The organism is Roseomonas sp. CAU 1739 (assembly GCF_039839775.1).
Classification (GTDB): Bacteria; Pseudomonadota; Alphaproteobacteria; order Acetobacterales; family Acetobacteraceae; genus Neoroseomonas.
Genome location: NZ_JBDOQQ010000027.1, coordinates 41,431 through 52,971, shown reverse-complemented (window position 1 = coordinate 52,971; position 11,541 = coordinate 41,431). Strand labels below are relative to the sequence as shown.

The 11,541-nt window shown below is 70.1% G+C and carries 12 protein-coding genes; 1 reads left to right on the top strand and 11 read right to left on the bottom strand.

Going from position 1 to position 11,541, the window contains the following annotated elements:
- The first annotated feature begins 128 nt into the window (after positions 1–128).
- Positions 129–1,109 (top strand): DUF2950 domain-containing protein, encoded by a 981-nt coding sequence (locus AAFN86_RS27480; protein ID WP_347546815.1) that lies wholly within the window; start codon positions 129–131, stop codon positions 1,107–1,109.
- Positions 1,110–1,608: 499 nt separating this feature from the next.
- Here AAFN86_RS27480 and AAFN86_RS27475 read toward each other — a convergent pair whose 3' ends face one another.
- The 11 genes from AAFN86_RS27475 to AAFN86_RS27425 form a co-directional block, all read right to left on the bottom strand.
- Positions 1,609–1,977 carry a VOC family protein gene (locus tag AAFN86_RS27475; RefSeq protein WP_347546814.1) on the bottom strand — a complete coding sequence of 123 codons (369 nt, stop codon included), beginning with the start codon at positions 1,975–1,977 and terminating at the stop codon, positions 1,609–1,611.
- Positions 1,974–2,429, bottom strand: coding sequence for a molybdenum cofactor biosynthesis protein MoaE (locus AAFN86_RS27470; RefSeq protein ID WP_347546813.1), 456 nt, complete (start codon positions 2,427–2,429; stop codon positions 1,974–1,976). The genes AAFN86_RS27475 and AAFN86_RS27470 overlap by 4 nt, the downstream gene beginning before the upstream one ends.
- 1 nt (position 2,430) lies before the next feature.
- Positions 2,431–2,682 (bottom strand): molybdopterin converting factor subunit 1, encoded by a 252-nt coding sequence (gene moaD / locus AAFN86_RS27465; RefSeq protein WP_347546812.1) that lies wholly within the window; start codon positions 2,680–2,682, stop codon positions 2,431–2,433.
- A gap of 4 nt (positions 2,683–2,686) precedes the next feature.
- Positions 2,687–3,280, bottom strand: coding sequence for a hypothetical protein (locus AAFN86_RS27460; protein WP_347546811.1), 594 nt, complete (start codon positions 3,278–3,280; stop codon positions 2,687–2,689).
- A 52-nt stretch (positions 3,281–3,332) separates the two neighbouring features.
- Complete coding sequence (pgsA, locus tag AAFN86_RS27455; RefSeq protein WP_347546810.1) at positions 3,333–3,950, bottom strand: CDP-diacylglycerol--glycerol-3-phosphate 3-phosphatidyltransferase; 618 nt, start codon at positions 3,948–3,950, stop codon at positions 3,333–3,335.
- Positions 3,951–3,962: 12 nt separating this feature from the next.
- Positions 3,963–5,858 carry an excinuclease ABC subunit UvrC gene (uvrC, locus tag AAFN86_RS27450; RefSeq protein ID WP_347546809.1) on the bottom strand — a complete coding sequence of 632 codons (1,896 nt, stop codon included), beginning with the start codon at positions 5,856–5,858 and terminating at the stop codon, positions 3,963–3,965.
- Between the two features lie 286 nt (positions 5,859–6,144).
- Entirely contained in the window at positions 6,145–6,537 is a 393-nt protein-coding gene (locus tag AAFN86_RS27445) for a dihydroneopterin aldolase (RefSeq protein WP_347546808.1), read from the bottom strand.
- Entirely contained in the window at positions 6,534–7,307 is a 774-nt protein-coding gene (locus tag AAFN86_RS27440; RefSeq protein WP_347546807.1) for an SDR family oxidoreductase, read from the bottom strand. Before AAFN86_RS27440 ends, AAFN86_RS27445 begins: the two co-directional genes overlap by 4 nt.
- Before the next feature lie 381 nt (positions 7,308–7,688).
- Complete coding sequence (locus AAFN86_RS27435) at positions 7,689–8,381, bottom strand: Crp/Fnr family transcriptional regulator (RefSeq protein ID WP_347546806.1); 693 nt, start codon at positions 8,379–8,381, stop codon at positions 7,689–7,691.
- A 151-nt stretch (positions 8,382–8,532) separates the two neighbouring features.
- Positions 8,533–9,609 (bottom strand): phosphatase PAP2 family protein, encoded by a 1,077-nt coding sequence (locus tag AAFN86_RS27430; protein WP_347546805.1) that lies wholly within the window; start codon positions 9,607–9,609, stop codon positions 8,533–8,535.
- Positions 9,610–9,655: 46 nt separating this feature from the next.
- Positions 9,656–11,488 (bottom strand): adenylate/guanylate cyclase domain-containing protein, encoded by a 1,833-nt coding sequence (locus tag AAFN86_RS27425; protein WP_347546804.1) that lies wholly within the window; start codon positions 11,486–11,488, stop codon positions 9,656–9,658.
- Positions 11,489–11,541: the final 53 nt, after the last annotated feature.

Sequence of the window (11,541 nt, the reverse complement as noted above, 5' to 3'; positions counted from 1 at the left end):
GGCGGCGGTGGTGGCGGCGCACGGGCCGCCGGCGGCGGTGGCGGTGGCGGTGGCGCGCGCGCCGGTGGCGGCGGCGGGCGCGGCGGTGGCGGCGGCGGACGCGGCGGGCGGCGGTGAGGAGCAACGCGATGACCAGGACAGCCCTGATCGGCGGCCTCGCCGCCCTGTTTGCGACCTCGGCCGCGCTGGCCCAGGCGCCGGCCCCGGCGATGTCGGCCGAGGCACCGGCCGCCGAGGCACCGCCAGCGGCGCCGCGCCCGATCCCGCCGGCCGCCTTTCGCTCGCCGGAGGAAGGCTTCGCCGCCCTTGTCGCGGCGCTGCGCGCGCCGGGTGACCGGCAGGCCCTGCGCGTTCTCGGCACGGCCGGGACGCGTCTGATCCGCTCCGGTGACCCGGTCGCGGACCGTGCGGCGCGGGAACGCTTTCTCACGGCCTATGGTCAAAAGGCGGAGATCCTGCGCCCGTCCCCCGACCGCGCGGTGCTGCAGGTCGGCGAGGATGGCTGGCCGCTGCCGCTGCCGCTGCTGCAGCGCGGGGGCGTATGGCGCTTCGACACCGCCGCCGCGACGCAGGAAATGGTCGACCGCCGCATCGGGCGGAACGAACTCGACACCATCGATGCGTTGCGCGAACTGGTGGATGCGCAGGACGAGTATGCGCGCACCGCCGGGCGGTCCGGCGCGCTGCGGGCCTATGCGCGGCGCTTCTTCTCGACCCCCGGGCAGCGCGACGGGCTGTACTGGCAGTCCGGGCCGGGCGAGCCGGACAGCCCGCTCGGGCCGCTGGCCGCGGCGGCGAGTGCCGGGGGCTATGCCCGCGGCCGCGGCGACACGCCGCAACCCTTCCATGGGTACCTGTTCCGCATGCTGGAGGCACAGGGGCCGGCCGCACCAGGCGGCGCGATGGACTATGTGGTGAACGGACGGATGATCGGCGGCTTCGCGACGATCGCCTGGCCGGCCAGCTACGGCGTGTCGGGCATCAAGACCTTCCTGGTCAGCCACAGCGGGGTCGTGTGGGAACGCGACCTTGGGCCGGACACGGCGCGGGCGGCGGCGCGGATCACCACCTTCAACCCCGAGGAGGGGTGGACGCGGGTGGCAGACTGAAGGCGCCGGATGCGGGTTGGAGATCGGCGGGGCACTGCCCCGCCAGACCAGCCCGTCCGGGTCCAATGGGCCCCTGGACCATGGGGGTTTGGCGCCGGGGCAGCAGTTCGGCGCCGCGGCCAATGCGGCCCGCAGGCCAAGCAACCGGCGGTTTGCAGGTCGTGCCCAAGGGAGCCGCCGGCACGGCATCGTGGCCGCAACCGGCCGCGATGGTACTGGCCCTCGGGCGCGGTCCGGGCACGGGAACGCGCCCCGGCGCTGCCGCAATCTTCCGCGCCCGGCGCCGGAATCCCGCATTCCAAGGGGCCGTAGCCCTTTGGTGGGGGTGGTCCGGAGGGGGCGACGCCCACTCCGGTCCCGCCGCATCACCCGGCAGCGACCGGGCCGCCAACAGCGCCGGATGGACACGGCCGAATGTTCGCGTTGATGTCGTTTCGCTCAACGGGCCTGCTGCACCATTCGAAGCCCGGAAGCGCGATAGGCTTCTCTGGTTCTGGAGTCACGGCGCGAACAGGCACAGCACGTTGCCTTCCGGGTCCGCCGCATGCAGGGCGAATTCCCCCGAGGGCAGCGGCCCGGGCGGGTCCAGCACGGCGACCTTCGCCATCAGCAGCCGGCGGTGCCAGCGTTCGACCTCGTCGCGCGATTCGAGGTGGAAGGCCAGCATCACCCCCGGCTGTCCTTCCCGCGGGAACAGCGCGTCGCCGCGCGCGCGCAGCGCCAGGCTGACATGGCCGAGGTCGAAGCGCAGCCAGCCCGACCCGGTCTCGGCCGGCGGCCCCTCCAGGATGCGCTCATAGAAGGCGCGCTGGCGATTGATGTCGCGGCAGGGGATCACCACGGCATCGAGATGCGGGGGCTTGTTCACGCGGCTCCGGTCCAGCGGTCGGCGGCGGCGTCATCCTCGGCCTTGGCTTCGACCCAACGGTGGCTGCCCGAGGCGAATTCCTCGCGCTTCCAGAACGGTGCACGCGTCTTCAGCCAGTCGATCAGGAAGGCACAGGCTTCCAGCGCCGCGGCGCGATGCGCCGATGCGGTCAGCACCAGCACGATGGGTTCGCCGGGCAGGATGCGGCCGGTGCGGTGTATGACCGTGCAGCCGGTCAGTGGCCAGCGCGCCTCCGCCTGCTCGGCGATGCGCGCGATCGCGCGTTCCGTCATGCCGGGATAATGCTCGAGCACCAGGGCGGTTAGCCCGTCATCGCCTCGGCAGACGCCAAGGAAGGAGGCGACCCCGCCGACATCCTGCCGCCCGGCGGTCAGCGACGCGGTCTCGGCGGCCAGGTCGAAGGCCGCGTCCTGCACCAGGATGCGCGCCATCTCAGCCGCCGGTGACGGGTGGGAAGAAGGCGACCTCGTCATTCGCCGCGACCGGGTCGTCGGGGGTGGCGAAATCCTGGTTGACCGCGGCGCGCACCTGGCGCGGATCGGCGAAGGCTGTCGCGTGGCCGGCCGACCGGGCGGAGAGCCAGCGGACCAGCGCGGCGACATCGCGCACCTCGGGGGGTGGGGCGACTTCCTCCTCGGAGAGTCCGACCTTCTGGCGCAGCCAGGCGAAGTAAAGGACGCGCATGGGATCAGCGCGGCGTCGGGATGGTGGTCACGCGGCCGCCGGGCTGGATGACGGTGGTCGTGCCGCCGTCGCGGACAACGACACCGCCGCCGGCGCTGTTCGGCTGGTTGAAGGTCTGCACGCGGTCGGTGCCGCCGGTGGTGGTGCCGGCGGGCTGTCCGGGCACGATCACCGGTACGCCTTCGACCCGGGCGGCGTCAGGCGGCAGCGTGGGCGCCACGGCGCGGGCAGGGGGGCGCGGCGGTGGCGGCGACGGCGTGGCCAGCACGTCCGGCGGGGTGGAGGATCCCGGCCGGCGCGTCTGCGCGTCGATATCGGGGCGCGGCACGGGACGGTATTCGGGAACCGAGGTCATCGCCGCATCCGGCCCGCGGGGCGGGGAATTCAGCAGCGTGCCGACTGCCTGGCGCAACTCGACCATGCTTTCGGATTGCAGCGGGGTGAATTCCGGCTCCTGCCCGGTCACGCGGGCGATGGTCAGGCTGTCGCCTTCCACGGCGGGCGTGCTCGACATGTTCCAGGATGGCTGCCAGTCGGGGCCGCAGCCGGCCAGCACGGCCAGGGTTAGCAGGACACCGCCTCGGGATGCGCGCCCCATGGTATTTCGCTCCACGATCATGGTGTGAAGATGCGCCTGCGGCCTGCCACGCTCAAGGGCGGGCCACTGTCTTGTCGGTGGCGCGGGCGGCCCGTGCATCCGCCTGGCCGGCATGGCGCAGCCCGGCCTGGAGGTAGTCCCATCCGGTCGCCAGTGTCAGCGCGGCGGCGACCCACAGGCCGGCTTCGCCGATCAGCGAAACAGGCAGCACGCCGAGCCCGATCACCGACGCGCCGGTATCGCCCGCCAGCAGCGTCCCGAGCGCGCCCATCTGGAAGCCGGTTTTCCACTTGGCCAGCCTCGTCACCGGCAGGCCGACGCGCAACTCGGCCAGGTATTCCCGCAGGCCGGAGACCATGATCTCGCGCAGCATGATGACGATGGCCGGAAACAGCGTCGCATTCGGCAGCCGGCCAAGTCCCGCGAGCACCATCAGGGCAGCGCCGACCAGCAGCTTGTCGGCGATCGGATCCAGCATGCGTCCGAAGGAGGAGGTGACGCCGCGGTCGCGCGCGATCTTGCCGTCGAAATAGTCGGTGATGCCGGCCGCCGCGAAGACCGCGCAGGACGCCATGTCGCCCCAGGGCGTGCCAATCGCCGCGACGGCGACCAGCACAGGGATGGCCGCGATGCGGGAAAGCGTCAGCAGGTTGGGCAGGTCGGTCGGCATGCAGCTGACTGATTAGCCCGTCCCGTCACGCGGGGCCACCGTGGCGCCGGGGTGGAAATGCTCATGGATGCGCCGCGCCACCGTCGGGCCGATGCTGGGGGCGGCGAGCAGGTCGGCCAGCGCCGCGTTGCGCACCCCGCGCGCCGAGCCGAAATGGTTGAGCAGCCGCCGTTTGATCGCGGTGCCCACGCCGGGGATGTCGTCCAGCTCGGACTTCGTCAATGCCTTGGAACGCCCGGCGCGATGGGCGGAAATCGCGAAACGGTGCGCCTCGTCGCGCAGCCGCTGCAGGTAATACAGCACCGGGTCGCGCGGCGGCAGCTGGATGGGCTCGCGCCCGGCCATGTGGAACCACTCGCGCCCGGCGTCGCGGTCCGGGCCCTTGGCGACGGCGACCAGCGGGACGTCCTCGACTCCCAACTCGGCCATCACGGCCTGGGCGGCGGATAATTGGCCGGCGCCGCCGTCGATCAGCACCAGGTCGGGCCAACTGTCCGATTCGCGGCCCGGGTCCTCGCGCAGGGCGCGTCCGAAGCGGCGGTCGAAGACCTCCCGCATCATCGCGAAGTCGTCGTTGCCCTGGGCCGACTTGATGGTGAACTTCCGGTAGGCCTGCTTCATGAAGCCCATCGGCCCGGCAACGACCATGACGCCGTAGGGATTGGCCCCCTGGATGTGGCTGTTGTCGTAGATCTCGATGCGTTCGGGCGGCGCAGGCAGCTTGAACAGCTCGGCGACGCCGTCGAGCAACTGGATCTGCGCGGTGCCTTCGGCAAGGCGGCGTTCCAGCGCCTCGCGCGCATTGGTGGCGGCGTGGTCGATCGCGTCCTTCTTCTCGCCGCGCTGTGGCCGATGCAGTTCGACGCGGCGGCCGGCCTTGAGCGTCAGCGCCTCGGCGATCAGCGCCGCTTCGGGCGGTTCGTGGGAGACCAGCACGAGCGGCGGCGGCGGCAGGTCGTCATAGAGCTGGGCGAGGAAGGTGCCCATCACCTCCTCCGCGGTATCGTCCTGCTTCGCATGGTTCAGGAAATACGGGCGGTTGCCGTTGTTGCGCCCGCCGCGGAAGAAGAAGACCTGCACGCAGGATTGTCCCGCTGCCTGATGCAAGGCGACCACATCGGCATCGCCCACGCCATCGAGGTTGACGCGATCCTTCCCCTGCACATGCGTCAGGCCGCGAATGCGGTCGCGCAGCGCGGCCGCACGCTCGAATTCGAGATGCGCGGCGGCGTCTTCCATTTCCGTCGCCAGCCGCTTCTGGATGGAGGGCGTTCCACCGGACAGGAACTCCTTCGCCTCACGCACAAGTGCTGCGTAGTCGGCCTGGCCGATGCGTTCGACGCAGGGCGCCGAGCAACGCTTGATCTGGAACAACAGACACGGCCGCGTGCGGCTGTCGAACACGGTGTCGCGGCAGGATCGCAGCAGGAAGACGCGCTGCAATGCCGTGATGGTCTGGTTCACCGCCCAAGCCGAGGCGAAGGGACCGTAGTAGGATGCGCCCTTGCGCCGTTCCCCGCGATGCTTGGCGATCTGCGGATAGGGATGGTCGTCGGTGATCAGCAGCCAGGGATAGGATTTGTCGTCGCGCAGGACGATGTTGAAGCGCGGCCGCAACCGCTTGATGAAATTTGCCTCGAGCAGCAGTGCCTCGGCTTCCGAGGCGGTGGTGACGATCTCGAGGCTGCGCGTTTCGAACACCATGCGGCGTAGTCGTTCGGAAAGTCGTGAGACCTGCGTGTAGGACGCGACGCGCTTGCGCAACGACCGCGCCTTGCCGACGTACAGCGCATCGCCCTTGGCATCGAGCATCCGATACACACCCGGTGCGAGCGGCACGGTCGCCAGGGCGGCCTCGATAACGGCGAACCCGTCTTGTGGCGGTCGAGTTTCCGGGGCGTCGCTCATGCAGCGGCCAATGTGCAGGCAGGGGCGGAGGATTTGTCCACGGAGTTTGTGGATAAGTCTGTGGGCGAAGGGACGTCGAATGCGTGTATCTCAAGGTTACAAAAGGGTTTCATCGACTTGCCACGGAATTGGGCGGTTGCGCGCTGGGCAGCTAAGTAATTGAATTTAAAGCATACAATTTCGTGATCACAGTCTTTCTCGGCGTCAAGGGCCTTTCTTTGCTTGACCTGCCCCGGCGCCATCGCGCTGCCGCCGGGCGGTGGACAAAATCTGCCCGCGGCCAATTTCAAAATCGCGTCCTTTCAACGACAACGCCGACGCTTGTGACGTCACGCAACACGTCCGGCTTTTCCACCGACACGCGCACGCGCTGCACGCGATCATCGTCCAGCATTGCGAGCGCAATGCGTTCGGCGAGGGTCTCGGCGAGCCGGACGTGTCCCGCGCATGCGATGAGTCGCGCTGTTTTTGCAACGACGCCGTAGTCGACGACGCGTGACAATTCATCGGGCCCTTCCGCGGCCGGAGCATGCGGGTCGCGCACCGCAAGGTCGATCCCAATTATCACGCGTTGCGGTTGCGCTTTCTCGTGGGCATGCACCCCGAGACGCGCCTGCACCGTCAGGCCGCGCACGAAGACGTGGCGCAGGCCGGCGGCGGCATCGGGTTCGATACTCATTCCTCGGGCTCCGTGCCTTGGGCAGGCGACCATTGCAGATGTTGTCCGCCATCCAGGGCCACCATCTGCCCGGTCATCGATGGCAAGGCCAGAATGGCCATCAGCGCGCGCGCCACTTCCGCGGGCGAGGTGCCATGGCGCAGCGGCACCGAGCGCGCCTGGCGGTCGAACTGGCCCTGCGACTGGCGCGGGCTGGGCAGCGCCGGACCCGGGCCGATCGCATTCACGCGGATGCGCGGAGCCAACGCCAGCGCGAGCGATTGCGTCAGCGTCCACAGCGCGGCCTTCGACACCGTGTAGGACAGGAAATGCGGCGTCAGCGACCAGACCCGCTGATCCAGCATGTTCACCACGACGCCCTGTGCCCCATCTGGCAGCGCGCCGGCGAAAGCCTGGGTCAGCACGAAGGGCGCGCGCAGGTTCGGCTCGATGTGGCGGTCCCAGCTGTCGCGCGTCGCGTCGTGCCATTCATCGCGTTCGAAGGTCGAGGCATTGTTCACCAGCAGGCCGATCGGGCCGAGTGCGGCGGTCGCTGCGGGCAGCAGCCGTGCCACCTCGGCTTCGATCGCGAGGTCCGCGGGCAGCGCCACGGCACGGCGGCCGAGGGCGCGGATCTCGGCCAACGTCGCTTCCGCCTCCGTCACGCTGGCGGCGTAGTGAATGGCGAGGTCGAAGCCGGCCTCCGCCAGGGCAAGCGCCATGGCCCGGCCGAGCCGCTTCGCCCCGCCGGTGACCAGCGCGGTGCGGGGTATGTCGGGCGAGATCTCCATGCGGCAGTGAATGGCGCTTCCCACGCGCCGGGGCAACGCCCTTCTCCGCTGCCATCGCGCGACGCTGCGTCACGATCCTCGCGGCAGCGCCGGCACGCCTGGTGGCGATGGCTGGGGACGGGCACGCGAAGGGGGAGGGGCGCGAAGGACACGGACGGTCGGCGAAGGGAATGCCCTCCTTCGCGGAACAGCGCGCCTCATCTGCCGAATGAATATTGATCGTGTCCGGTTCAATCCATCGGGCTGCTCAATCTTCGGTGTCGTCCCACCGATCATGGATTCGACGACGTTCGTCCGGCCAGTCCTGAACGCCAGGCGAAACTGCGAAGGGTCAGGTTCGTGGATGCAGGGAGGGTCGCGCCCCGCTGCCCGTCACCGCGGTCACAGGCCCGCTTCCGCTTCCAGTTCTGTCTCGACCGCGTGGCGGAGCACCGCCGGCTGGCGCAGCACGATCGCACCGCGTTCCTTCGCAATCAGGCCTCGGCGCATCAGGTCGGCGAATTCGCGCGAAACCGCTTCTCGCCGCGCGCCGATCCGTGCCGCGAGGATGTGTCGCCGCGGCGGCGGGCTCACCACGCGTTCATCCTGGTTCGCATCCGCGGCCCGGCTGAGGCGCGGGCGCGACAGGCGCAGGAGTTCCGCGTAGATGCGCAGGCGAACGGGCAGGGTCTCCCGCTCGACCAGGCGCTTCGATTGGCGTCGCAGGATCGCCGTGACCGTCCGCAGCAGCGCGAGGCAGGCTGCCGGCGTGCTGCAGGCGGCTTCCAGGAAGGCGGCGGCCGGAACAGCGCAGAGCCGCGACCGGACCAGCGCCGTGGCGGCCGCCGTCCGCGGGGCGCCGTCGATCGCCGCGACCTCGCCGAACATGCCGCCTGCGACGATGTCGCTCAGGATCACGTCGCGGCCGGCCGGCGTGCGAACCTGGATGCGGACCGAGCCCTCGATGACGAACCAGACATCGCCTGACGGGTCGTCGAGGTCGAGGATCATCGCGCCCGCCGCATAGTCCCGCCAGACCGATCTTGCGGCCGCGCGGTCGAGCGCTTCGGAGGATGCCTCGCGCAAGACCGGCATGCGGCGCAGGCGATCCCCACGCGCGGTTCCGGCAGGCGGTGCATCCTCCGCCTGCGAGCTGACGGGCGCGGCGACACCTGACGTGTCGCCACCGGTCTCGATTGCCTGCATCGCCGACACCTCGGCTTGCCGTGGACGGATGGGCACCCGGCTACGACCACTCCGCGCGGGCGCGTCCGAGCCAGCCATCATTGTGCAGGTTGATCGTCTGGCCATCGAATGTCACGGAGAAGGTGCCGCCGCCGCTACCGTTGATGCGGCCACAGGTCAGCAGCAGGGGGAATGCCCTTCGCGCGACGCGCCGGCCGGCCTCGGTATCGCTCGGATAGTGCATGCCGAGCACCTCCCGCAGCTTGGCGATGCGTTGGGCGAGAATCACGAAGGGGCTTGGTGTCAGCCCGGTGCCCAGCGCCGCCGGCACCACCTGTTCCAGGCAATGGGCAATCAGGAAGGATTCGAGGGAGTGGCCGCTCGGATAGGCCAGATGCCCGGGGTGGTCGATGGGCGGCATCAGGCTGGGGTCGATGCGGCTCGGGCGCGGGCGGTTGAACACGCCCTTGTAGTGCATGCACAGGAACTGCCCGACGCGCAGCGCCGCCGCCGCCAGGTAGTAGGTGTAGGGATGCGTCGCCAGGCTGAACTGCAGCACGCCGCGGAAATAGCCGATGATGCCGCTGCGCTGCGCCAGCGCCTCGGCCATCGCGCCGGCACGGAATTGTGCGAGCAGGCGGAGTTCGTGAAGCTCCATGGCGACCGTGCCGCCTGTTCCGCCGGGGCCTTGGGCATCGATGTCCTTTGCCATGTCGTCGAGCGCCGGGTTCCCGGCATTGTGCGTCAACAGCGTGGTCCAGGCAGGCGGGCTCGAGCCGATCGGAAGCTGCACCAACTCCGCCAGCACGAGGAGCGAAGCGTTGTCCGGCGTGAAGTCGGCGAGCCGCGGTGCGATCGGGCTCGGGGTGGCAGGCCAGTTGCCGGGCCAGTCGATCGGCCAGGCGCCGGGCAGCGCACCGACAGCCGGCGGCCACGCAGCACCCGGCAGGCGCGGCGGCCAGCGATGGCCGCGGTAGTCGACCTCGCCCGCCCGGCGCGCAAATTCCGGCCCGACGCCGATCGGGCGGAATGCCGCCTGTCGCGCGCCGCCACTGAGGAGGTCGAGCGCCTCCACCCCGTCCACACCATCGACCCCGTCCACGCCGTCCATCGGTCCGAAAGCCGCACCCTGGGTCATGTCGCTGTTCCTCCCGAAAGTGTCGCCGCCGGTGGGTGGCGATGTGTCAGTCAGGCAGCCCTGCTTCGCGCAGATGGGCGAGGAAGCCCTCGCGCAATGCAGGGTCGCGGAATGGCATGCGCTTGCGCGCGTAGAGTTCGAGCGAGAAGCCGGGTCGCAGGGCGAGGAAGCGCGACGCGACTTCCCGCGCCTCCGCCGGCCTGCCGCCTGCGGCCAGGCCGGCGGCCAGGACCTGCAACGTCGCGCCGTGCAGCGGGTTCTCCGCGGCCGAACGCCGGATCCAGCGCACCGCCTCGGAATAGTCTCCGCTCGCGTAGTGCGCGATGGCGAGGAACATCAGTTGTGAGTAGCGCATGGGATCGCGCGGCGACAGGCGCAGCCCCTGCTCGGCGTGCCGCACGGCATCCAGGCCGCGCCCTATGTAGCTCAGCGTTCCGCTCGACAGCGTCCAGGCCAGCGCATGGTTCGGGCAGGCGGCCAGGGCCTCGGTGAAGCATTCCATGGCGGCGTCGCAATCGTGCAGCAGGATGGCATTCAGATGCCCCAGCGTCGCGAGCGCGAGCGCATTGGACCGGTCCAGCGCAGCCGCGCGAGAGGCGAGGTCGAGCGCGCAGGCGGCATCCTTATCCTCGTCGGGCGACCATCCACGACCGATGCGTACGCTGTGCCAACGCGCGGCCCAGGCGATCGGCAAGGCGAAGCCCGGTTCCTCCAGCATCGCTTCGTCGAGGAAGCCGCGCGCGCGGTCGAAGGTGTCGCGGTCCGCGCTTGAGATCACGCTCAGCGCGCGCAGCATCCGGTCGTAGGCGGTCTGGCTCTCCGGCCGCTTGCGGATCGCCCGCTGCAGTTCGGCCGCCCGCACATGGGGGGCGAGGCCCGTCACCACCTTGCGCACGATCTCGTCCTGCACCTCGAAGATGCCACTGATCGGCACCTGCATCCGCTCGCCCCACAGCGTCGCGCCGTCGCGCCCGTCGCAAAGCTGCATCGACACGCCAATCCCGCCTGGCCGCCGATGGACGCGGCCGAGCAGCACGTAGCTCACGCCGAGCGCGCGCCCGGCCTCCCGCGGGTCGGGCAGGCGCCCACGGAACATCGCGCTGGAGGCGGTGGAGACCACGAACAATTCATGCAGCCCGGCCAAGGACATCGCGATGTCCTCCGCGATGCCCTCGCCGAAATAGGCGTCCTCGGGATTCCCGCCCTGTTCGAGCAGCGGGAGAACGGCGATCGACGGAAGGCCGCCGGCAGGGTGCAGCGGCGCGGTGACGTGCACCAGGTCGGTCTCGATGGAGAAGATGCGCGCGCGGCGTTCGAAGCCCTTGAGATCGACATAGCCAAGGTCACGCAGGTCGGCCTCGGGAACCGTGTCGCCCAGCGCCACCCGCACGCGCTCGGAAAGCACGATGCCGCCAGGCGCGGCATGGGTCTGCAGCCTGGCGGCAAAATTCACGGCATCGCCGAAGATGCGCGCGCCGTCCTCGAATACTTCCCCCTGATGGAGGCCGATGCGCAGCGCAATGGGGACCGCGTCATCGATGCCATGGCCTTCGAGGCCGGTGCGAACGCCGCGCTGGATGGCCCGCGCCCAACCGAGCGCATTGGCCAGGTCGGGAAATACGGCGAGCACGCCGTCACCCGCCAGGTCCACGATGCGCCCGTCACGCCGCGCGGTCTCGGGTTCGATCAGCGTGCGCAGCAGCGCCATCCAGCGCGTGTAGGTGGCGTGTTCATCCGACGCCATCAGGGTCGAGTAGCCGACCACATCGGCGAACACGATCGCCACCGGACGCCGTGGCGCGGCGGGCGGGGCCTTCAGGCCTCGATCGGATGCATCCGCATCGGATTCAGGCGCATCGAACTTGGCAGCGATGGTCATGACAGCAGCGAACCCCGGATGGTCGCCGGCTTGGCGCGACGACCATGCGTCGC

Bases quoted from the DNA above. Each gene is read 5' to 3' on its own strand.
- AAFN86_RS27480 (WP_347546815.1), top strand. From the start codon at position 129: ATGACCAGGACAGCCCTGATCGGCGGCCTCGCCGCCCTGTTTGCGACC.
- AAFN86_RS27470 (WP_347546813.1), bottom strand. From the start codon at position 2,429: ATGGCGCGCATCCTGGTGCAGGACGCGGCCTTCGACCTGGCCGCCGAG.
- moaD (WP_347546812.1), bottom strand. From the start codon at position 2,682: ATGCGCGTCCTTTACTTCGCCTGGCTGCGCCAGAAGGTCGGACTCTCC.
- AAFN86_RS27460 (WP_347546811.1), bottom strand. From the start codon at position 3,280: ATGGGGCGCGCATCCCGAGGCGGTGTCCTGCTAACCCTGGCCGTGCTG.
- pgsA (WP_347546810.1), bottom strand. From the start codon at position 3,950: ATGCCGACCGACCTGCCCAACCTGCTGACGCTTTCCCGCATCGCGGCC.
- uvrC (WP_347546809.1), bottom strand. From the start codon at position 5,858: ATGAGCGACGCCCCGGAAACTCGACCGCCACAAGACGGGTTCGCCGTT.
- AAFN86_RS27445 (WP_347546808.1), bottom strand. From the start codon at position 6,537: ATGAGTATCGAACCCGATGCCGCCGCCGGCCTGCGCCACGTCTTCGTG.
- AAFN86_RS27440 (WP_347546807.1), bottom strand. From the start codon at position 7,307: ATGGAGATCTCGCCCGACATACCCCGCACCGCGCTGGTCACCGGCGGG.
- AAFN86_RS27435 (WP_347546806.1), bottom strand. From the start codon at position 8,381: ATGCCGGTCTTGCGCGAGGCATCCTCCGAAGCGCTCGACCGCGCGGCC.
- AAFN86_RS27430 (WP_347546805.1), bottom strand. From the start codon at position 9,609: ATGACCCAGGGTGCGGCTTTCGGACCGATGGACGGCGTGGACGGGGTC.
- AAFN86_RS27425 (WP_347546804.1), bottom strand. From the start codon at position 11,488: ATGACCATCGCTGCCAAGTTCGATGCGCCTGAATCCGATGCGGATGCA.